A 21,621-nucleotide genomic window follows, 5' to 3' on the forward strand; every position below is an offset into this window, starting at 1 on the left:
CCGAGCCAATAGAGGAGACGTGCGGTGCCCGGTCCTCTTCATCTCGCGTTCATCGTCGCCGGCCACCTGGCCTGCATGGCCTTGCTCGTGGGGCTTTCGCTTTGATGGCTTGTTCCCACGAGCGCTGATTGCCGCGCCCCGCGTTGCGGAGGATAGAGGGTCAGGCCTCACGCGAACCGGGCGCGCTTCATAGCAAAAAGGCCCCCGCTTCCGGAGGCCTTTTGCCTTAGACCGCGTCCTTGGCGGCCTTGACCGGGCGAGCCCGGACGACCTTGCGGGCCGGCTTGGCCTTGAACACCGTCTCTTCGCCGGTGAAGGGGTTGGTGCCCTTGCGCGCCTTGGTCGCGGGCTTCTTGATCACCACGAACTTCGCGAAGCCGGGGACGAGGAACACGCCGTTCTTCTTCAGCTCCTTATGACCGACATCCGTGAGGGTATCCATCACGTTCTTGACGTCGCGCTTGGAGAGTTCGGTGGTGGTCGCGATCTTCTCGATCAGTTGCGACTTCGACAATTGGGTAGCCATGGTTGCTCCATTGATTCTGGAAACGGCACGTTATGGCGGAAACTGGCTAAAAAAACAGGGTTTTCAGCATTCTTCACAGCTATATCGCCGCTGATACACCGGAATCCTGCGTTTTTCCCGGGTTTTTTCGCTGGTCGAGGCCCTCCGTCGCCTCAAACAGCCCTTTCAGCGGGCCATCCGACATCCCGCCGCCCCCTATTTTTCCGCTGCAGATTCGCACTCAGTGATTCGCGGTCCCTGCCGAAGCCTGCCTCATTGAGCCGCAGCCGATAGCGCCCGCCCGGTGTGGGGTCAGGAGAATGATCGTTCAGATTGCGCGGCAATTAAGAAAATGACCTGGGGTTCCCCTCCCCGCATAACATCGGCTAAAGACGGCCTGCGGCCCCCATGCCGTGCGCTGCCCGACGCTACTCCTGGAGACCTTGTATGGATTTCACCCGCCTCGAGATCAACCGCCGCACCGCGCTTCTGACGTCGGCCGCCATCGCCGCCAACGTCATCAACCCGATGCGGGCATTTGCGCAGGAGACCCCGCGCAAGGGCGGCGTATTCAACGTCCATTACGGCGCCGAGCAGCGCCAGCTCAATCCCAGCCTGCAGGCCTCGACCGGCGTCTACATCATCGGCGGCAAGATCCAGGAGAACCTGGTCGACCTCGACGCCGACGGCAAGCCGGTCGGCGTGCTCGCCGAGAGCTGGGAAGCCACCCCCGACGGCAAGACCGTCACCTTCAAACTGCGCAAGGGCATCACCTGGCACGACGGCAAGCCGTTCACCTCCGACGACGTCGCGTTCACCGCGATGAACATGTGGAAGAAGATCCTGAACTACGGCTCGACGCTGCAACTGTTCCTCACCGCCGTCGACACGCCCGATCCGCAGACCGCGATCTTCCGCTACGAGCGGCCGATGCCGCTCAATCTGCTGCTGCGCGCCCTGCCCGACCTCGGCTACGTCTCCGCCAAGCACCTCTACGAGAATGGCGACATCCGCCAGAATCCGACCAACCTGGCGCCGGTCGGCACCGGCCCGTTCAAGTTCGTCAAATATGAGCGCGGGCAATACATCATCGCCGACCGCAACCCGGACTACTGGCGGCCGAACGCGCCCTATCTCGACCGCATCGTCTGGAAGGTGATCACCGACCGCGCCGCCGCCGCGGCACAGATGGAAGCCGGCGAGCTGCACTACAGCCCGTTCTCCGGACTCACGATCTCGGACATGGCGCGGCTCGGCAAGGACAAGCGCTTCATCGTCTCCACCAAGGGCAACGAAGGCAACGCGCGCACCAATACGATCGAGTTCAACTTCCGCCGCAAGGAGCTTTCCGACATCCGCGTCCGCCGCGCCATCGCGCACGCGATCAACGTGCCGTTCTTCATCGAGAACTTCCTCGGCGATTTCGCCAAGCTCGGCACCGGCCCGATCCCCTCGACCTCCACCGACTTCTATCCCGGCCCGGATACGCCGCAATATCCCTACGACAAGGCCAAGGCGATCGCGCTGCTCAATGAGGCCGGCTTCAAGCCGGGCGCCGGAGGCACGCGCTTCTCGCTCCGGCTGCTGCCTGCGCCGTGGGGCGAGGACATCTCGCTGTGGTCGACCTTCGTCCAGCAGTCGCTGCAGGAAATCGGCATCCCCGTGGAGATCGTGCGCAATGACGGCGGCGGGTTCTTGAAGCAGGTCTATGACGACCACGCCTTCGACCTTGCCACCGGCTGGCACCAATACCGCAACGATCCCGCGGTCTCGACCACGGTCTGGTATCGTTCCGGCCAGCCCAAAGGCGCGCCCTGGACCAATCAATGGGACTGGGAAAACAAGACGGTCGACAAGACCATCGACGATGCGGCCACCGAGGTCGATCCGGTCAAGCGCAAGGCGCTCTATGCCGAGTTCGTCAAGGAAGTGAACACGGAACTGCCGGTCTGGATGCCGATCGAGCAGATCTTCGTCACCGTCATCACCGCAAAAGCCCGCAACCACTCCAACACGCCCCGCTGGGGCTCGTCGAGCTGGCACGATCTTTGGCTTTCCGCGTGATCCTTAATACGTCAAGATGAGAGCATGCGCATCTTGAGCCTTGCGGGGCGGCGGCTCGCCGCCTCGATCCCGACCCTATTCCTGATTTTGATCGGCGTGTTTCTGCTGCTGCAGATGGCGCCCGGCGACACCGTGGACGCGCTGATGGCGCAAATGGGCGGCGGTGACGCCGCGACCGCGCGCGAGCTGCGACAGTTCTACGGGCTTGACCTGTCAGTGCCGATGCAGCTCGCCAACTATCTCTGGCGGCTGGTGCGGCTCGATCTCGGATTCTCGTCGATCTACGGCAAGCCGGTCGCCTCCGTAATCCTGGAGCGGCTGCCGCCGACGATCCTGTTGATGACGGCGTCGCTGTCGTTCGCGTTCTTCTTCGGCCTCGTGTTCGGCGTGATCGCTGCGCGCGGCGTCAACCGCTGGCCGGATACGCTGATCTCGACGCTCGGATTGATCTTCTATGCGACGCCCTCCTTCTGGTTCGGCCTGATGGCGATCGTGGTATTCTCGGTCTATCTGCAATGGCTGCCGTCGGGCGGTTTCGAGGATATCGGCACCATCCAGACCGGCATCTGGCGCGTGCTCGATATCGCAAGACACCTCGTGCTGCCGACCTTCACCCTCGGGCTGATCTTCCTCGCCATTTACTTGCGCATCATGCGCGCCTCGATGCTGGAGGTGCTTAACCTCGATTTCGTCCGCACCGCCCGCGCCAAGGGCCTGGACGAGACCCATGTTGTGACGCGGCATGTGCTGCGCAATGCGCTGCTGCCGATGGTGACGCTGATCGGGCTACAGGCCGGAACCATGCTCGGCGGCTCAGTGGTGGTCGAAAGCGTGTTCTCGCTGCCTGGGCTTGGGCGGTTGGCTTACGAGTCCGTGGTGCAGCGCGACCTCAACACGCTGCTCGGCATCGTCTTTGTCTCGGCCCTGCTCGTGATCGTCGTCAACTTCGTGACCGACCTCCTCTATGCGCGGCTTGATCCGCGGATTTCGGCGGATAGCTGACATGGACGCGCTGAAACGCTATTTCCGCAGCCCTGCCGCGGTGATCGGCCTGATCCTGCTGCTCGTCGTGATCGTGATGGCGATCAGCGCCGGATTCCTCTATCCGCGCGATCCGCTGTCGCTCGCGGGGCGCCCGCTGATCTGGCCGTTCTCCAATCCACGTTTCCTGCTGGGCACCGACAATTCCGGGCGCGATATCGCCGCGCAGATCTTCTACGGCGCGCGGATATCGCTTCTGATCGGCGGCGTCGCGACCGCGATCGCGATCCTGATCGGGATCCTGGTCGGCGCCTTTGCCGGCTACTATGGCGGCTGGGTCGACAATGTCCTGATGCGGATCACGGAGGCATTCCAGACCCTGCCGAATTTCGTGCTGCTGCTGGTGCTGGTCGCGGTGTTCGGCTCGACACTGACGACCGTTACCATCGCGGTCGGCGTCGTATCCTGGCCGGCGCCAGCGCGATTGACCCGCGCCGAGTTCCTCTCATTGCGCAACCGCGAATTCGTGCAGGCCGGCAAGACGCTGGGCATGCGCGACAACAAGATCATGCTCGGCGAGATCCTGCCCAACGCCCTGCCCCCGGTCATCGTCTATGCCAGCGTGGTGATGGCGGTCGCGATTCTCCTGGAGAGCGCACTCGCCTTCCTGCGGCTGTCCGATCCCAATGTTGCCTCCTGGGGCAATTTGATCGGGCTCGGCCGCGACGTATTGCGCGTGCAGTGGTACGTCTCGGCGATCCCCGGCATCGCCATTCTCATCACCGTGCTCGCGGTATCGCTGGTCGGCCAGGGGCTCAACGACGCACTCAATCCGAGGCTGAAGAGCCGATGAGCGAGACCATCCTTTCGCTCGAGACGTTAAGCGTGCGCCTGCCCGAGGGCGCCGACCGGCCCCATGCGCTGTCGAGCGTTTCTCTGTCGATCGCCTCGAACGAGATCCTCTGCGTGGTCGGCGAATCCGGCTCCGGAAAGTCGATGATGGCGAACGCCATTATGCGGCTGTTGCCGAACGAGGTTAAAATCGAGAATGGCCGGATGCTGTTCGAGAGCCGCGATCTCTGCGCCGCGGATACGGCCGAGATGCGCGAGGTGCGCGGCGCGGGCATCGCCATGATCTTCCAGGAGCCGATGACCGCGCTCAATCCGCTGCGCACCATCGGCGACCAGATCGGCGAGATGTTCTCGATCCACACGGAACTATCGAAAGCGGAGATCAACGCGCGCGTGCTGGCGCTGCTCGGCGACGTCCGCATTCCCGATCCCAAACTGGCCGCAAAGGCCGATCCGCATGAGCTCTCCGGCGGCCAGCGCCAACGCGCCATGATCGCGATGGCGCTCGCGCTCGATCCAAAACTCCTGATCGCGGACGAGCCGACCACCGCACTCGACGTCACCACGCAGGCGCAGATATTGAAGCTGATCCGCGACCTGCAGCAGCGCAAGAAGACGGCGGTGCTGTTCATCACCCACGATTTCGGCGTCGTCGCCGAGATCGCCGATCGCGTCGTGGTGATGCAGCATGGCAGGATCGTCGAGCAAGGCACGGCTCACCAGGTGCTGAGCCACCCGGCGCACCCCTACACCAGGCAGCTCATCGCCGCCGTACCGCCGCTGAAAGCACCGCCGCCACGGGTGCTGTCGAGCGAGAACATCCTGACGATTGCCAACGTCTCAAAGACCTATCGCACTGGCGGCTTCCTCGGACGTGGCGCGCGCGTCACGGCCGCGGTCAAGGAGACCTCTCTCGATCTGCCCAAGGGCGCAACGCTTGGCATCGTCGGCGAATCCGGCTCGGGCAAGTCGACCTTGGCGCGCTGCATCGTACGCCTGATCGATCCCGACTCCGGATCGATCGTGCTCAATGGCAAGGACTGGGCAAAACTGTCGCGCGAGGAAGTCCGCCGCCAGACCCGGCATATCCAGATGGTGTTCCAGGATCCGTTTGCCTCGCTCAACCCGCGCCGCAAGGCCGCCGAGCTGGTGGCGCAAGGCCCCATCGTCCACGGCACGCCGCGCGCGACGGCGATTGCCGAAGCCAGGAAACTGTTCGAGCTTGTCGGGCTTGATCCATCCGCCGGCGACCGCTACCCGCACGAATTCTCCGGCGGCCAACGCCAGCGCATCGGGCTGGCGCGGGCACTGGCGCTAAAGCCCGACGTGCTGGTCGCGGACGAGCCGGTCTCCGCGCTCGACGTCTCCGTGCAGGCGCAGGTGCTGAGGCTGCTGGCCGATCTGCGCCAGCAGCTCGGCCTCTCCATCATCTTCATCACTCACGATCTGCGCGTCGCCGCGCAGATCTGCGATCTCGTCGCCGTCATGAAGGACGGCGCGGTCGTCGAACAGGGATTGGCCGCCGAAGTGTTCGGCAACCCGAAGCATCCCTACACAAAGGCGCTGCTGGATTCGATTCCCGGCGGCGAGTTCGCGCGCGAGCACGAAACAGCGAGTATGCTCTAGGCGGCGCGCCGTTCGATAGTCTGAGCCATGCGCTTTGCGGTATCGTCCGCGGCCTTGAGCGACATGTCGGCCATCCGCCGGCCACATCCCACAGCATTCTCCACGGTTTCTCGCACAAAGTCACTTTGGACGGCGACAACATCCTGAGGAGTTCGGCAGCGCCACAATTCGTTCATGCGGTTCATACTACACTCCATTTGGTGCCGGACGAACGCCAGGTACTCTTGCGACATCCCACTCACCCCTTTGGCAATTGCGGTGGTGGACTGAAGGACGCTGGCGGCGCTGTGAGCCGACCTTTCGGCGGCGCGTTGCGCTTCCTCCGATAGTCCTAGTACACCACCAAGTTGATCGGTGGAGCGACCCATGAGCGCCGTCGTCATGTCCAGGCCGAACCGCAGGGCGCTCTGTACCGTCTCGGCGTTTTGCCGCAGCAGATCGGCGCTGGCCCGAGCCATCTCTTGACTGGCCTCAGCCGTGGTTTCTCCGATCCGTCTGGTCTGCTCAGCAGTTCTCTCGCTTACGCGCCGAACTGCATCTTCGGCGGCTTGAGTAGACTTATCCTCTTGGCGTGGATTTGCCATCTTTGTTGCCTCCTCGTTATTGATTGTAGTTGAATGATTGTAGTCGGGATTCCTGTGCAACTGGCTCGCTGAATAGAGGTGGAATCCTTCGCAACCAAACGCGGTGACTCTAGAACCGTTCCGGTATTTCTTCAGCTTTCGAGATGCTCAGGCGCTGACTCCAAACTCTGATTTTCCGGCCCGGAACCCGGGGCAGCCAGTCGCACATCAAGCCGGGCGATTGCGGTCTGTTAGGCCGAGGTTTGGAACAGCTTGCGGCGAGCTGCTTGTGTCTTCGAGTGAACCCTGCGGGACATTGAACCACATCCGAGTTAAGTCAGGAATGCTCTCTTAACGGATACCGCTCTCGGCACGGCTTGGTATCTTGGCGAATGCTCTTACTGAACTGATCTCCAATTGCCCCAGCGCTTCATGCTCTAGATCTCGCGGGCATCCCTACGGCGGTAGACCAGCAGCATCAACGACGCGAGCTTTCGCAGCAGTCCATGCGCAGCAATCGGCTGCGGCTCGGTGAATGGCAGCGCCAATTCCTTCACCGGCACGCCGCGAACCGCCTTTGCAAACTCGGCGCCGATTGCGATCGTCAGCGCCACCGCGCGGCCGTTGCAACCGGTCCAGCCATAGGCGTCGGGACCGAGCTGATGGAAGCGTGGCAGGAAATCGGTGGTCATGCCGACATAGCCGTTCCAGACGTGGTCGAAGGAGACTTCGCCGATCTGCGGCCACAGACGTTGCAACCGTTCGGTCACCCTCGCCTTCAACCGCGCGGCCTTGTCGCCCGGGCCGATCACGGCGCCACCGGTGACGAGCCGGTTGCGCGCGTCGTAGCGCGCGAAATAGAGCTCGCCATGGGTATCCGACATCGCCTGCCGTCCTGGGATGATGGACTTGCGGACATTGTCCGACAATGGCTGCGTCGCCATCTGCCAGGACAGCACCGGCATCACCTCGGTCGCGATCTCCGGGACCAGTGATTTCACGATCTCGCCGCTATAGGCATTGGTGGCGACGACCAGCGCGCGGCCTGAGATCTCGCCTTTGGCGGTCTTCACCACCCAGCGGTTATTCTGCCGTTCAAAACTCTCCACGGGCGAGCGCGCATAAATGCGGCCGCCGAGATCGAGGACTGCGCGTGCGAGCCCCCGCGCCAGCGCCAGCGGATTGATGTGGCCGCCACTCCTGTTCCAGAAACCGCCGTACCACGCATCCGAGCCCAGCATGTCGCGGACCTGATCGCGCGTGAGCAACTCGACGGGCGCGCCGAATTTCGACCACTGCCGCACCCGCCGCTCCGCGATCTTGATGCGGCCGGGCGAATGCACTGGCTGCACCCAACCGGCCTGCTCCTGCTCGGCCTGGATATTGTATCGCCCGGCGACGTCGAACAGCGTTGAAGCGCTGTCGCGCAAGAGGCTGACGAAGCGCTCGCCGGCTGCGCGATGCTTGGCGACGATGTCCTCCGGATCGGGCCTCGACAAGGTCGGGATCACCTGGCCGTTGTTGCGCCCCGAGGCGCCCCAGCCCGGCTCCATCGCCTCGACAATCGCCACGTCGACGCCGGCCTCGCGCAGATGCAGCGCGGTCGACAGCCCCGTGAAACCGCTGCCGATCACGACCACGTCGGCCTGGGTGCCGGTCAATTCGGGCAGATCAGGTCCAGCGGGCGTCACCGCTGCCCATAGGGAATCGGGCCAGCGGACATCTAGTCTTTCCATCATCAATCTCTTCACGATCATTCCTCGGCGGCGCCGCATCCATCGGAACGTCGGCTTGCGGCCGCCGGATCGATCTGTTTAGTGTAGTACGCCACCTATCCATGCCGGGGAAACAACAGAGTGTCACTCAAGAACGTCATCGGAATCGATCACGCCGTGATCATGGTGAAGGATCTCGACCGGGCTGCCGACAACTGGAAGCATCTCGGCTTCACCGTTTCGCCGCGCGGCACCCATAGCGCGCATATGGGGTCCGGCAATTACACCATCATGCTCGACCCCGACTACGTCGAACTGCTCGGCGTGCTCACCCCGACCGAGCACAACGCGCCGGCGCGGGCATTCCTGGAGAAGCGCGGCGAAGGCATCGAGCGCATTGCATTCACCGCGGTCGATTCGGCTGAAGGCGCCGAGGAGATTCGCGCGCGTGGTTACACGCCGATCGGCCCGACCGATTTCGAGCGGCCGGTGACGATGCCTGATGGCACGGTCTCAGCAGCCAAATTCCGCACCTTCCAATGGCCGACCGCGGAGGCGCCGGGCGGCGTGCGCATCTTCGCCTGCCAGCACAAGACCCGCGAGACGGTGTGGATTCCCGAATTAATGACGCATGCCAATGGTGCAAGGCGCCTGAGGCAGGTGCTGATCGTGACACCCGAGCCCGCCAAGGATGCTGCGCATCTGTCCAAAATGATTGATGTCGCAGTGAGGAACGAAGCCGACGGCGCCGTCACTGTCCCCTCGGGCTCTGACCGCGCCGACTTCCTGTTCGTGACCACGGATCAACTCGGCAAGCGCTATCCCGGCGTTTCGCTGGCCGCCCTGCCCGAGCGCGGCGGCGCGGGCCTTGTGATCGCGGCCGATCTTGCCGCCGCGGAAAAGGCGCTGGGCTCGATCGGCGTGCACAGTGCGGGCGCGATCTGCGTACCGCCGGCAGCAAGCAACGGGACGCTGCTTGCCTTCGTCAAGGCATAACTCACCACCAGCTCGCGCGACAATTGTAGTGTATTGTCGCGCACATTAGGGCTAGGCAGAGCCCGCGCAGACGCTAGTATCTCTCCCAAACAAAAAACGACCAGGGAGAGATACATGACGGATCACCAGATCTCGCGCCGGCAGCTTTTGGCCGGCACGGCTGCGGCCGGCGCGCTCAGCCTCACCGGATTTCCGGCGCGCGCCGACATCGACTGGAAGAAATATAACGGCACCAAGCTCGAGGTGATCCTCGCCAAGGGACCGCGCGGCGACAATCTGCAAAAATACATCAAGGAATTCACCGCGCTCACCGGCATCCAGGTCGAGTCCGAGCAGATCCCAGAGCAGCAGCAGCGCCAGAAATGCGTCATCGAGCTCGCCTCGGGCAAGCCGAGCTTCGACGTCGTCCATCTGAGCTATCATGTGCAGAAGCGGCAGTTCGAGAAGGGCGGCTGGCTCGCCGATATCTCCGGCTACCTGAAGGACCCGAATTTCACGCCGCCTGACCTGGTCGAGAGCGACTTCTCCGCCGCCGGACAGCAATACGCCAAGAACGACAAGGGCCAGATGCTGTCGCTGCCGTGGTCGGTCGACTACTTCATCCTCTATTACAACAAGGAGCTATTCCAGAAGAAAGGCGTCGAGGTGCCGAAGACGCTGGACGAGATGGTGGTCGCCGCCGAGAAGCTCACCGACCCCAAGGAAGGCACTTTTGGTTTTGTCGGGCGCGGCCTGCGCAACGCCAACATGGCGATGTGGACCAACTTCTACCTGAACTATGGCGGCGAATTCCTGGATAGCAAGGGCAACATCCTGACCGACGGCCCCGAGGCGATCGAAGCGACCAAGCTGTACCAGCGGCTGTTGACCAAATCGGCGCCGCCCGGCGTCGCCGGCTTCAACTGGATGGAGTCGATGGCATCATTCACGCAAGGCAGATCGGCGATGTGGATCGACGCCGACGGCTGGGCGCCGCCGCTGGAAGATCCAACCGCCTCGCGCGTCGTCGGCAAGGTCGGCTACACCCTCGTGCCGGCCGGACCGAAGGGCGCGTTTTCCTCGACCTATGGCGACGGCATCGGCATCGCCGCGGCAAGCAAGAACAAGGAAGCCGCTTACCTCCTCTGCCAATGGGTCGTTTCCAGGACGCAAGCCGCACGATTGCTGCAGGCCGGCGGGGGCGTGCCGTTCCGCAATTCGATCGTGAACGACCCGGAAGTCGCCAAGGGCGTGAAGACGCAGGAATGGCTGAAGTCCGTCGTCGACTCCGCCAAGATCAGCAAGCTCGGACTGCCCGTCATCATCCCTGTCGCCGAGTTCCGCGACATCGTCGGCGCCGCGCTGACCGCAACGCTCTCGGGCGCCGATCCCGCGACCGAACTGAAGAAAGCACACGAGCAATTCCGGCCCATCCTGGAACGCAGCGAAAAAGCGTGAGCACGATAACGGAAACTAGCCCGGCCGCGGCGGAAACCTCCGCCGCGCCGGAGCAGCAATGGCATCGCCCCACCTACTGGCCTTTCGTGCTGCCGGCGCTGATCGTCGTGCTGGCCGTGATTGTGTTCCCCTGGCTGTTCACGATCTGGATGAGCTTCAACGAGTGGAAAGTCGGTTCGCCCACGACCTTCGTCGGCTTTGCCAACTATCTGCGATTGCCGAACGATCCGCGTTTCGTCGAGGCGGTCGGACACACCATCTTCTACACCGCGCTGTCAGTGATATTGCCGCTGATCTTCGGCACGCTCGCAGCAGTCGTCTTTCACCAGCGCTTTGCCGGACGCGGCTTCCTGCGCGGCGTCTTCATCATGCCGATGATGGCCACGCCCGTGGCGATCGCGCTGGTCTGGACCATGATGTTCCACCCGCAGCTCGGCGTACTCAACTACCTCTTGTCGCTGGTCGGCCTGCCGCCGCAGCTCTGGGTGTTCAATCCCGCGACCGTCATTCCATCGCTGGTGCTGGTCGAGACCTGGCAATGGACGCCGCTGGTCATGCTGATCGTGCTCGGCGGCCTCGCCGCGATTCCGACCGAACCCTACGAGAGCGCGGAGATCGACGGCGCCGGCTTCTGGCAGATGTTCCGCTACATCACGCTGCCGTTGATCATGCCGTTCCTGTTCATCGCCGGCATGATCCGCATGATCGATGCGGTGAAGAGTTTCGACATCATCTTCGCGATCACGCAAGGCGGGCCCGGCTCGGCGTCGGAGACCATCAACCTCTATCTCTACAGCGTCGCCTTCGTCTATTACGACCTCGGCTACGGCTCGGCGATTGCGGTCGTGTTCTTCCTGCTGATCGTCCTGCTCGCCGCGGTGCTGCTCTACTTGCGCAAGCGGATGCTGTGGACCGAGATCGGAGGCGGCGCATGAGCCCGCGTCAACTGCTGGGCCGGATCGGCCTCTGGTTCTCGGTGTTCATCATCGTGTCGCCGGCGATCCTGTTCTTCCTCTGGATGATCTCGCTGTCGCTGAAGTACGAGATCGACAATGCCGCCTATCCGCCGGTTTTCATCCCCGAGCAGTTCGCCTGGAAGAACTATACCGACGTGCTGGCCTCCAACCGCTTCCTGACCTATTTCGTCAACAGCCTCGTCGTCACCGGCAGCGCGACATTGCTCGCGATGCTGGTCGGCGTGCCGGCCGGCTACGGCATCGCGCGGATGGCGGCGCATAAATCCGCGATCGTGATCCTGATCGCGCGAATCACGCCGGGGTTGTCGTATCTGATTCCGCTGTTCCTGCTGTTCCAATGGCTGGGGCTGCTCGGCACGCTGGTGCCGCAGATCATCATCCATCTCGTGGTCACCGTGCCGATCGTGATCTGGATCATGATCGGCTATTTCGAAACCACGCCGCTGGAATTGGAGGAAGCCGCACGGATCGATGGCGCCACGCGGTGGCAGGTGTTCCGTCACGTCGCGCTGCCGATCGCACGTCCGGGACTCGCGGTCGCCTTCATCCTCGCGGTGATCTTCTCCTGGAACAACTTCGTGTTCGGCATCGTGCTGGCGGGACGCGAGACGCGGACGTTACCTGTCGCCGTCTACAACATGATCTCGTTCGACCAGTTGAGCTGGGGGCCGCTGGCTGCGGCGGCGTTGCTCGTGACCTTCCCGGTGCTGCTGCTCACGGTGTTCGCCCAGCGCCAGATCGTCGCCGGACTCACCGCAGGTGCAGTCAAGGGCGGGTAGCGTCTTTCCACGTCATTGCGAGCGAAGCGAAGCAATCCATAGAGCCACTTGCGGAGACATGGATTGCTTCGTCGCTTGCGCTCCTCGCAATGACGGCTGAGAGCTCACTCCGCCGATGCCGCGATCGGCATCTCCAGGTGTGGCTCGTACCCTCATGCAATGTCCCTAAGCTAATGTCTTCGAAGTCTCCAACGCCTCCAGTACAGCGGCTGAGCTGGCGACCCAGCCGAAGATGCCGCCCTGGGCCTTGATCATCTTCAGACCCATCTCGTGAAATTCGGGAAAGTACGATGCGCAGCCGTCGGAAATGACAACGCAGCGATAGCCGCGGTCATTGGCCTCGCGCACGGTCGTGTTGACGCAGACTTCCGTGGTGACGCCGCACACCAGAAGATTCTCGATGCCGTATTTCTGCAGCACATCGTCCATCTCGGTGGCGTAGAACGCGCCCTTGCCGGGCTTATCGATCACGATCTCGCTGTCGAGCGGATAGAGCTCGGGGATGATGTCGTGGCCGGCCTCGCCGCGGATGAGGATGCGGCCCATCGGACCGGGATCGCCGATACGCAATGATGGCGCGCCGCGTTCGACCTTGGCGGGCGGCGCGTCGGAAAGATCGGGCAGATGTCCTTCGCGGGTATGGATGACCAGCATGCCGGTGCCGCGCGCCGCCGACAGCACCGCGCCGATCGGCTTCACGGCGCGCGCAAGCTGGCTGACGTCATTGCCGAGCGTTTCGCCGAAGCCGCCGGGCTCCATGAAATCGCGCTGCATGTCGATGATGACGAGCGCGGTCTCGGTCCAGTCGAGCTCGATCGGCTCCGGCTCTGCGACGATCTTCCCCACCGGATCGCTTGAGTTCGCCATGACGTGCTCACCCCAAACAAGAGAATTCTTGATCAGGGGTTAAGCAAACGCCGTGCCATTGTGTACAATTCGAGATCGTGCGCTGCCGGACGCTCTCATCTGAAGAGATGGACGAGCCCGATGCTGATGGCGAGCAGCACCAATAGCGAGAGCGTGACCGCGGCTGTCACGCGTCCTCCCACGGTGGCGATGACGCGGATATCAACGCCAAGCCCAAGGGCCGCCATCGACAGCACGGTGAGCAAAACCGCCGTCTTCGTCACCAGGGGGACCACCGCATCCGGAACGAGATCGAACGATCGCAGCGCGGCAAGGACCAGAAAGCCGATGATGAACCAGGGCACCAATTTGAACGGACTGATCGCCGCCGCCTTCTCGTGCTTGCGGCGGCTGGCGACGAACAAAGAGAGGCCGATCACGATCGGTCCCAGCATCAGCACGCGCACCAGTTTCACGAGCGTCCCGATCTGCGTGCTGACGATGCCGGCAGGCACGGTCGCCGCAAGCACCTGGGGAACGGCATAGACCGTAAGTCCGGCCAGGATGCCGTATTGCGTCGCCGTCAATCCCAGGAGCGGGATCAGCAAGGGCAATCCCAGCACCATCAGCACGCCGAGAATGGCGGTAAATGAGATCGACGAGGCGATGTCGTCGCTGTGGGCGTCGATCACGGGGGCAACCGCCGTGATGGCCGAATTCCCGCAGATGGAATTACCGCAGGCGATCAGGATCGACAGCTTGGGCGGCAGGCCGAGCATGCGGCTGACCCCAAAACTAAGCGCCAGCATGATCGCAACCGTCCCCGCGATCGCACCGATCAGCGCCAGGCCGGACGCCGCAATCGCGGCGAAGCTGATCGAGGCCCCCAGCAGCACGACCGCGACTTCGAGCAGTTGCTTGGCGCTGAAGGCGATCCCGGAGCGCCATCGCTCGGATGGATTCCAGGCGGTACGGATCGCCATCCCCAGGAGGATCGCGATCACCAGGGCTTCGACATAGGGATGGTCGAAGGCCCGTTCCTCCAGATGCTGGACGCCGACCGCGACGAGCGTGATCGCGCCGCACAGCAGGATGCCAGGAAAAAGGCTAAAGGTGCGGGCGATAGCACTCGGGCGCCGCGCTGTTTCCTTGATGCTATTGGTATTGTCCGCCACAGTGGCACTCCCTATCGGGAATAATTTATGCGCCTACCGTGATGTTTTGGCTAATATATTCTCCGATTTCCCCAGTAACGAGAAGTTATGTTCTGGAGCCTGAGGCGCACGTCCGATTTAAGCGGGCCAATGGCCCGGAAGCCAGCCGATTTCGGCTGGAACCCTATCCATAATGAGAGTGCAGGATGGAACGTCAGAGGGCTGCGAACAGGCCCTGCGCCCAGGCAACGGCGCGGTCGAAATTGAAGACGCCAGCCTCAAAATAGGCGGCGCGGGCGATCACGATGCCAGCGACGAGCAGCCAGAACGCGCCGGTGCCGGCGCGCAGCAGCCACGAGGACGCACGCCCAGGGGCGCGAACGCTCTCGGCCGTCATCGGCTCGCCAAACGCATCAAATCCGGGATTGCTCATGGCCGCTTCCATTGAAACCGTCCCTAAATGTCGTCAATTGCGGCCAGGAAGCAATGGTAGCGAAATGTCTTTTGCGGCAGCGACTTGGAAGCACGTTCCCCGGTGCCCCCACGGGGAAGAATTTTTATCCCCGCCCCTCCAAATCGCCGGAAATAGCCCCCGATACTATCGAGTTAGCGCCGGCGCCGCCGGCCTCTGGGCTCCTTAGACTGTGCCGATGACACCCTCGACCAGATAGTCCGTCGTCTCCAATGAGGGATCATAGAGGCTGGTGTCCTTGGAGGTGATGACCTTGCCGGTATTGCTCTTCACTCCAGCGATGAAGATCGGCTTGCCCGCCTTCAACTCGGCGATCGCGGCGGTGGCGGCATTGCGGCCGGCTTCGCTGCAGCCGGCGCCGAACGGCGAGCTCACCACCATGTCCTTGTCGTAGCCGCCGATCACCATGTTTGGCAGCTTCTCACCCTTGGCGATCATGCCGGCAAACCCCTTGTAGACCGTCTCCCACTTCAGCTCCGCGCCTGTGATGAAGCCCTTGGGCGCGAGATCCGCCTGGTTGGCGTTGTGGCCGCAGCTCTTCACGCCGCGCTTCTCGGCGGTCTCGATCACGACCTTCGGGCTGTCGATGTGACAGGCGATGATATCGCAGCCGGCATCGACCAGCGCGTTCGCGGCTTCCGCCTCGCGCACCGGCAGGGCCCAATCGCCGGTGATGATGAGCTGCACCGTGACATCAGGATTGACCTTGCGCGCGCCGAGCATGAACGAATTGACGTTGCGCAACACCAGCGGGATCGGCTTAGCAGCGATATAGCCGATCTTGTTCGCTTTGGTGGATAGGCCCGCGGCAATGCCGTTCACATAATGGCCCTGGTCGAGATAGCAGAAATAGCCGCCCGCGTTGGCCGGATGCTTGTCGGCCTGCCAGAGCGAGGTCGGATGGCGGAATTCGACCTTGGGATATTTCTTCGCCGCATCGACCATGAACGGGTTGAAGTAGCCAAAGGAGGTCGGAAACAGCAGCGTCGCACCGTCGATGTTGATCATCGACTCCATGGTTTTTGCAACCGCCACGGTCTCCGGCACGTTCTCTTCTTCGACGACCTTCACGCCCGGCACATCCTTGAGCGCCTTGGCGGCGACGGCATGGGCCTGGTTCCAGCCATAGTCCTGGCGAGAGCCGATATAGATGATGCCCACCGTGAGATCGGCGGCGTGCGCCGGCTGGCCGAGGGCGGAAAGAACGAAGGGACTTGCGGCGGCTCCAGCGAGAAAGGTTCGGCGGGAAAGCGGAGGCGTGGTCATTGATACTCTCCTTGATCGCCGAACCTTTGGCGCGGCTTGGGTGACACTGGTGATGAAATCCTGTCCCCGGTCATTTCGCGGCCCGTGTCTTCCGCCGCGGCAGCCGCGCGATCTTTGATCCGTTGCCGGTGTCCGTCGTCTCCGTGTAGCGGGACAGCACCGCGCCGAGATCGAATTGCGCCTCGCGATCCTGATCGAGCAGCGCCCGGTGCTCGACCGCACCGAGGTGATGGTCCATCAGCTCGATCGCGGCCTCGGCATTGCGGCTGCGCAGCGCGGCCACAATCTCGCGGTGTTCGTTGACGGCGCAGTCTGCGGAATGCGGCCGGCCGTAAAGCGCCAGGATCAGCGAGCAGCGCGACACCACTTCGCCGAGATAGCGGCGGAGCAGATTGTTGCCCGCGAGCTCGCCCAGCTTGACATGGAATTCGCCGGCGAGACGGATGGAGACTCTCGCTTCGCCAGCCTTGCGCGCAGCTTCTTCCTTGCGAACATGCCCCTCGAGCTCGGCGCCGAATTCCGGTCGCCAGCGCGCGATCACCAGCCGCACCACCTCGCGCTCGAGCGTGCGGCGGACCTCGAAGACTTCCCTCGCCTCTTCCAGCGTCGGTTTGGCAGTGGTGGCGGTGCGGCGCGGTGGCGCATCGACCAGGCCTTCCGCTTGAAGCTGTGCCAAAGCCGCGCGCACCAGCGTGCGGCTCATGTGAAACTGGGCGCCGAGTTCATCCTCCGGCAGCTTCGTGCCCGGCGGCAGCGCCTGCTCGATGATCGCCTGGCGCAGCGCCTGGCAGGCAACATCAACCCGGGTCGATTTCTTGCTCATCCGAAATCCGCATGCGCCGTCGGACGAGAATGCGTCCGCGATTGCGCATACGATAGGTCGGGATTTCGTACACAGGATGAGGCAATTTTGGTCGGTGCGCTCGAATAAATGGCAGCACAACGCTTAAAGTTTGCGCTTCGAATGCACGGCGAAACCGGGAATAACTAACACCGGATGTCTCCTGGAGCGCAACTCTCTGTATACAGGATTTTGCCTTCTCGGATCGCTGCGGAGGGAATGCCATGAACGAAACGATCGTCAAACTGCGATTGAACCAGCAACAGCTTGAACTGATGGACCGCACCATCGCGCAGGGTGTGGCCCCCGATCGTGCGGCGTTGGTCCGTCTCGCATTGCGCGAATACGCCGCCAGCCGGAAGGCCGAGACCGCAGGAAGCTCGCGATGACCACGCGCAAGATCACATCGGAATGGATCCTCGAGCCGGGGACCGGCAAGGCAATCGAATTGTTGAAGGGACAGGTCCTGCGCATCGAGCAGGTCGAAGGCGGCCAGTGCGCCGACTTCAACTGCTTCAACCTGCATGACTACAAGGAGTTCATGCATTGCGGCCGCACCCGCACCGTGCACGGCTTCCATCCGACCAAAGGCACCTTCATGTGGTCGGCGCCGCCGCGCGGGCGAGCGATGCTCTACATTCTGGAAGATACCGTCGGCCGCAACGACGTGCTGTTCCCGCGCTGCAGCGCCTATGTCTATGAGGCCGCCTACGGCTTTTCCATGCACACCAATTGCCACGACATCCAGGCGGAGGCGCAGCGCGAATACGGGCTGACGCCTGACGACGTCCACGATTCCTTCAACCTGTTCATGTGCACCGGCGTCGACGCCGACGGCCACGCCTACATGACCCGCCAGACCACCAAGGCCGGCGACCATGTCGACCTGCTGGCGCTGATGGACGTGCTGGCGATCCCCAATGTCTGCGGCGCCGACGTGATGAAGACCAGCAACTTTGCGCTGAAGCCGCTGAAGCTCACGGTGTTCGAGGCGACAGAGGCGGATCTCGCCAGCGTGCCGACGACGCCGGTGCTTGCCAGCCAGCGGACGCCGAAGGATTTCAAGAACCCGGTCATCAAGAGCGATCGCGGCTTGCGGCGGGACCCTGACTACAGGCCGGAGTTTCCAAACACGCCGATCGTGCTTACCGAACTGCCTGTTGCGCTGACGGCGGAGGAAGTCACGATGCTCAACGCGGTCAAGCTTACCGACATCTACGGTGACGACGATGCGGCGGCGCTGCGCGACATCCTGTTCTCCTGGTGGGAGGAGCGCTTTCTGCAAGCCCATGCCGGCGCACCGGCGATCGAGGCCTGAGCGATGGACGCGATCCCTGCCCAGAAACCAACTCAAGACGAGGTCACCTTCGACTTCCGCAAGCTGTCGGCGCGCGAGCGCTACAAATTGATGATCGGCACCGTGGTGCCGCGGCCGATCGCGCTGGTGACGACGGTCGATCCGACGGGGCGCATCAATGCCGCCCCGTTCAGCTTCTTCAACTGCCTCTCCGCCGACCCGCCGATCCTCGCGCTCGGGGTGGAGAACCATCCCGACATGTCGTTCAAGGACACCGCGCTCAACATCCGCCTGACCGAGGTCTTCACCGTCAACATCGTATCGCACGCGATTGCAGAAGCGATGCATGTCTGCGCGGTGCCGTTTGCCGCCAGCCGCGACGAACTTGCCGCCGCGGGCCTGACGGCGATGCCCGGAACCGAAGTGGCCTCGCCCTGGATCAAGGAGGCTCCCGCCGCCTTCGAATGCCGCCGCCATGTCACGCTGGAACTGGGAAAGTCCCGCCAGATCATCCTCGGCGAGATCGTGTTTGCGCACTATCAGCGCGACGTGGTCGATGCCGAGCGGCTGCACATCGATCCGGCCAAGCTCGACGCGGTCGCACGTCTTGGCGGCAACACCTGTGCCACCATCCGCGACCGCTTTGAGATGCTGACGCCGACGCTCGAAGAATTCGAGGCAATGACGGCGCCTGAAAAATAGTCTTTCGATGCAAGCCAAAATCGGATTTGCTTCTCTCAATCCCGGAAACGACCAGCACTGAAACAAGGAGTTCGACATGAACGGACTTGGCGGCCTCAACAAATCCCCCAACGGCGTCGTGATCGGGCTGGTTCAACTGCAATTGCCCGTGGTGGTGACCAAAGCCGATCTGGCGAAGCAGACCGAGAAGATCGTCTGGATGGTCGGCAAGGCGCGGCGCAATCTATCCACGATGGATCTCGTCGTGTTTCCCGAATATTCGCTGCACGGTCTGTCGATGGACACCCATCCCGAGATCATGTGCCGGCTCGACGGGCCGGAGGTTGGAGCGTTCAAGCAGGCCTGCGTCGACAACAAGATCTGGGGCTGCTTCTCCATCATGGAGTACAATCCGGACGGCAACCCCTACAATTCAGGCCTGATCATCGACGACCACGGCGAGATCAAACTCTACTATCGCAAATTCCATCCCTGGATTCCGGTCGAGCCGTGGGAGCCTGGCGACGTCGGCATTCCCGTGATCGAGGGACCGAAGGGCGCTAGAATCGCGCTCATCATCTGCCATGACGGCATGTTCCCGGAGATGGCGCGTGAATGCGCCTACAAGGGCGCAGAGATCATGATCCGCACCGCCGGCTACACCGCGCCGATCCGCGAGAGCTGGCGTTTTACAAATCAGGCGAACGCGTTCCAGAATCTGATGGTAACAGCCAATGTCTGCATGTGCGGCTCCGACGGCTCGTTCGATTCCATGGGCGAAGGCATGATCGTCAATTTCGACGGCACCATCATCGCCCACGGCACCACGGGCCGCGCCGACGAGATCATCACCGCCGAGGTGCGCCCCGACCTGGTGCGCGAGGCGCGGATCAACTGGGGTGTCGAAAACAACATCTATCAGCTCTGGCATCGCGGCTATGTCGCAGTGAAGGGTGGCGCGATGGATTGTCCCTACACCTTCATGCAGGACATGGTCTCAGGTCACTTCCGATTGCCGTGGGAAGACCAGGTCAAGATCACCGACGGCACCTCCTGCGGCTTCCCTGCACCGACGCGCATGTTCGGCAAGACCGCGAAAGCGGCGGAGTGATTTGTAGGGTGGGCAAAGCGAAGCGTGCCCACCATTCACGAGCGGTGCAAGAGATGGTGGGCACGCTTCGCTTTGCCCACCCTACGGGCCACGAAAATTCTCGAGCAGCCGCAGCAGCACCCGCGCGCCGGCGTCGGCATCGGCGAGATCCACATGCTCGTCGGGGTGATGGCTGATGCCGCCGCGGCAGCGGACGAAGAGCATAGCGACGTCGGCGATGTCGATCATCGCCATGCCGTCATGCCCCGCCCCGCTCGGCAGCTCGAACACGGAATATCCCTCGCCGGCCACCGCCTCCGCCACCTGCGCTTTCAGCCAGGACGCGCAGGGCACGGTGCGGTTCTCATGGGTGACGTCGAGTTGCAGCGCGAGCGAGCGGCGTTTCGCGATGGTCTCGATTTGACGAACGATATCGGCGACCGCGCGCTTGCGATGCATATCCGTGGGCGCGCGGATGTCGATGGTGAAGGAGACGAATCCCGGGATCACGTTGGTGGCGCCGGGCCTGGCATCGATATAGCCGACAGTGCCGACGAGACCGCCACCGTCGCTCTTGCAGAAACCCTCGATCGCCGTGATGCATTCGGCAGCGCCCGCTAACGCGTCGCGCCTGAGCGCCATCGGCACGGTGCCGGCATGACCGGCCATGCCCGTGAGCTTTGCCGCAAGCCGCGTGGCGCCGGCGATCGCGGTCACCACGCCGACGGGCAGGTCTTTTTCTTCCAGCACCGGCCCCTGCTCGATATGCAGTTCGACATAGGCGAGCAGTTCGCGGCGGGCGCGCGCGGCGGCGCCGATATGATCGGGGTCGAGCCCCAAGGCGATCATCGCCTCGCGCATGGAAATGCCGGCATTGTCGCGCGCGTTCAGCACGCTTTCGTCGAAGGTGCCGGCGACCGCACGGCTGCCGAGCAGCGTCGAAGCAAAGCGCACGCCTTCCTCGTCGGCAAAGCCGGTCACCTCGATCGCGAACGGCAATCGGCAGCCGCGCCGGTTGAGATCGGCGACGCAGGAGATCGCGGTGATGAGGCCGAGCGGTCCGTCCCATTTGCCGGCGTCGCGCACCGTGTCGTAATGCGAGCCCAGCATCAGGCACGGCAGGCCGGGCCTCTCGCCCTCGTAACGGCCGCAGACATTGCCGATCGCGTCGAGATGCGCACTCATCCCGGCCTCGCGCATCCAGGACAGAAGGAGATCGGCCGCCTTGCGGTGCTCGGGCGTCAGATAGATTCGCGCCAAATGCTCAGGCGTCTCCGATATCGCCGCAAGCTGGTCGATGCGGGCAACGATCTCCTCGCCAAGCAAAGATGGTCTGGTCCCGGCTCCCGCCGCGTCTTTCTTGCTCATGCTTTTCCAGTAAAGCGCCGCTTCGATGCCGGCGTCGGGATCGATACAAGTTCAATGCCAGCCCCTTGGCGCACGATCAACGCCCCAAATAGTGCTCAGCGGCATTGCATA

General features: G+C 63.0%; 21 protein-coding genes. 12 read left to right on the plus strand and 9 right to left on the minus strand.

Annotated elements, in window-relative coordinates:
• Positions 1-226: 226 nt before the first annotated feature.
• A complete protein-coding gene (locus AAFX91_RS08800) occupies positions 227-526 on the minus strand; it encodes an HU family DNA-binding protein (protein WP_027579467.1) in 300 nt (99 codons plus the stop codon).
• A gap of 426 nt (positions 527-952) precedes the next feature.
• Here AAFX91_RS08800 and AAFX91_RS08805 point away from each other — a divergent pair, with 426 nt between their 5' ends.
• From AAFX91_RS08805 to AAFX91_RS08820, 4 genes are read left to right on the plus strand one after another with little or no spacing between them, the layout of a single operon-like run.
• Positions 953-2,569, plus strand: coding sequence for an ABC transporter substrate-binding protein (locus tag AAFX91_RS08805; RefSeq protein ID WP_130579665.1), 1,617 nt, complete (start codon positions 953-955; stop codon positions 2,567-2,569).
• Between the two features lie 24 nt (positions 2,570-2,593).
• Positions 2,594-3,571, plus strand: coding sequence for an ABC transporter permease (locus AAFX91_RS08810; RefSeq protein WP_130579664.1), 978 nt, complete (start codon positions 2,594-2,596; stop codon positions 3,569-3,571).
• A gap of 1 nt (position 3,572) precedes the next feature.
• Entirely contained in the window at positions 3,573-4,403 is an 831-nt protein-coding gene (locus AAFX91_RS08815; RefSeq protein WP_130579663.1) for an ABC transporter permease, read from the plus strand.
• Positions 4,400-6,028 carry an ABC transporter ATP-binding protein gene (locus AAFX91_RS08820; RefSeq protein WP_394566204.1) on the plus strand — a complete coding sequence of 543 codons (1,629 nt, stop codon included), beginning with the start codon at positions 4,400-4,402 and terminating at the stop codon, positions 6,026-6,028. The genes AAFX91_RS08815 and AAFX91_RS08820 overlap by 4 nt, the downstream gene beginning before the upstream one ends.
• Here the strand turns inward: AAFX91_RS08820 and AAFX91_RS08825 are convergent.
• Both AAFX91_RS08825 and AAFX91_RS08830 read right to left on the minus strand, forming a co-directional pair.
• Positions 6,025-6,612: a phasin family protein gene (locus AAFX91_RS08825; RefSeq protein ID WP_130579661.1), complete on the minus strand. Its 588-nt coding sequence runs from the start codon at positions 6,610-6,612 to the stop codon at positions 6,025-6,027. The genes AAFX91_RS08820 and AAFX91_RS08825 overlap by 4 nt on opposite strands.
• A 416-nt stretch (positions 6,613-7,028) precedes the next feature.
• Complete coding sequence (locus AAFX91_RS08830) at positions 7,029-8,327, minus strand: FAD-binding oxidoreductase (RefSeq protein ID WP_130579660.1); 1,299 nt, start codon at positions 8,325-8,327, stop codon at positions 7,029-7,031.
• 120 nt (positions 8,328-8,447) lie between these two features.
• Between AAFX91_RS08830 and AAFX91_RS08835 the strand changes: the two genes are divergently transcribed.
• From AAFX91_RS08835 to AAFX91_RS08850, 4 genes are all read left to right on the plus strand, one after another.
• Positions 8,448-9,302 (plus strand): VOC family protein, encoded by an 855-nt coding sequence (locus AAFX91_RS08835; RefSeq protein WP_130579659.1) that lies wholly within the window; start codon positions 8,448-8,450, stop codon positions 9,300-9,302.
• A 114-nt stretch (positions 9,303-9,416) separates the two neighbouring features.
• Positions 9,417-10,739, plus strand: coding sequence for an ABC transporter substrate-binding protein (locus tag AAFX91_RS08840; RefSeq protein ID WP_130579658.1), 1,323 nt, complete (start codon positions 9,417-9,419; stop codon positions 10,737-10,739).
• On the plus strand, positions 10,736-11,674 hold the full coding sequence (locus AAFX91_RS08845) for a carbohydrate ABC transporter permease (RefSeq protein ID WP_394566205.1): 939 nt from the start codon (positions 10,736-10,738) through the stop codon (positions 11,672-11,674). Before AAFX91_RS08840 ends, AAFX91_RS08845 begins: the two co-directional genes overlap by 4 nt.
• Positions 11,671-12,495 (plus strand): carbohydrate ABC transporter permease, encoded by an 825-nt coding sequence (locus tag AAFX91_RS08850; RefSeq protein ID WP_165421174.1) that lies wholly within the window; start codon positions 11,671-11,673, stop codon positions 12,493-12,495. The genes AAFX91_RS08845 and AAFX91_RS08850 overlap by 4 nt, the downstream gene beginning before the upstream one ends.
• A 165-nt stretch (positions 12,496-12,660) precedes the next feature.
• Here the strand turns inward: AAFX91_RS08850 and AAFX91_RS08855 are convergent, their stop codons facing one another.
• The 5 genes from AAFX91_RS08855 to AAFX91_RS08875 all read right to left on the minus strand — a co-directional run bounded on the left by AAFX91_RS08855 (position 12,661) and on the right by AAFX91_RS08875 (position 17,056).
• A complete protein-coding gene (locus AAFX91_RS08855) occupies positions 12,661-13,362 on the minus strand; it encodes a cysteine hydrolase family protein (RefSeq protein ID WP_394566206.1) in 702 nt (233 codons plus the stop codon).
• Between the two features lie 95 nt (positions 13,363-13,457).
• Positions 13,458-14,516, minus strand: coding sequence for a YeiH family protein (locus AAFX91_RS08860; RefSeq protein ID WP_394566207.1), 1,059 nt, complete (start codon positions 14,514-14,516; stop codon positions 13,458-13,460).
• Between the two features lie 193 nt (positions 14,517-14,709).
• Positions 14,710-14,928 carry a hypothetical protein gene (locus tag AAFX91_RS08865; RefSeq protein WP_130579654.1) on the minus strand — a complete coding sequence of 73 codons (219 nt, stop codon included), beginning with the start codon at positions 14,926-14,928 and terminating at the stop codon, positions 14,710-14,712.
• Positions 14,929-15,132: 204 nt separating this feature from the next.
• Positions 15,133-16,233: a BMP family ABC transporter substrate-binding protein gene (locus AAFX91_RS08870; protein ID WP_394566208.1), complete on the minus strand. Its 1,101-nt coding sequence runs from the start codon at positions 16,231-16,233 to the stop codon at positions 15,133-15,135.
• Between the two features lie 70 nt (positions 16,234-16,303).
• The gene (locus AAFX91_RS08875; protein ID WP_130579652.1) at positions 16,304-17,056 is read right to left on the minus strand and encodes a GntR family transcriptional regulator; all 753 of its coding nucleotides are present in this window, start codon (positions 17,054-17,056) and stop codon (positions 16,304-16,306) included.
• Between the two features lie 242 nt (positions 17,057-17,298).
• Here AAFX91_RS08875 and AAFX91_RS08880 point away from each other — a divergent pair, with 242 nt between their 5' ends.
• The 4 genes from AAFX91_RS08880 (at position 17,299) to AAFX91_RS08895 (ending at position 20,163) form a co-directional block, all read left to right on the plus strand.
• Positions 17,299-17,463 (plus strand): hypothetical protein, encoded by a 165-nt coding sequence (locus AAFX91_RS08880; RefSeq protein WP_165421172.1) that lies wholly within the window; start codon positions 17,299-17,301, stop codon positions 17,461-17,463.
• Positions 17,460-18,392, plus strand: a complete 933-nt coding sequence (locus AAFX91_RS08885; RefSeq protein WP_394566209.1) for a DUF1989 domain-containing protein — start codon at positions 17,460-17,462, stop codon at positions 18,390-18,392. The genes AAFX91_RS08880 and AAFX91_RS08885 overlap by 4 nt, the downstream gene beginning before the upstream one ends.
• Positions 18,393-18,395: 3 nt before the next feature.
• The gene (locus AAFX91_RS08890; protein WP_130579650.1) at positions 18,396-19,073 is read left to right on the plus strand and encodes a flavin reductase family protein; all 678 of its coding nucleotides are present in this window, start codon (positions 18,396-18,398) and stop codon (positions 19,071-19,073) included.
• A 76-nt stretch (positions 19,074-19,149) separates the two neighbouring features.
• Positions 19,150-20,163 (plus strand): formamidase, encoded by a 1,014-nt coding sequence (locus tag AAFX91_RS08895; RefSeq protein WP_130579649.1) that lies wholly within the window; start codon positions 19,150-19,152, stop codon positions 20,161-20,163.
• 81 nt (positions 20,164-20,244) lie between these two features.
• On the opposite strand, the gene AAFX91_RS08900 is transcribed toward AAFX91_RS08895, so the two are convergent.
• Positions 20,245-21,510, minus strand: a complete 1,266-nt coding sequence (locus AAFX91_RS08900) for an allantoate amidohydrolase (RefSeq protein ID WP_130579648.1) — start codon at positions 21,508-21,510, stop codon at positions 20,245-20,247.
• Between the last annotated feature and the right edge of the window lie 111 nt (positions 21,511-21,621).

This window comes from Bradyrhizobium sp. 31Argb (assembly GCF_043638955.1).
In the GTDB taxonomy this organism is placed as follows: Bacteria; Pseudomonadota; Alphaproteobacteria; order Rhizobiales; family Xanthobacteraceae; genus Bradyrhizobium.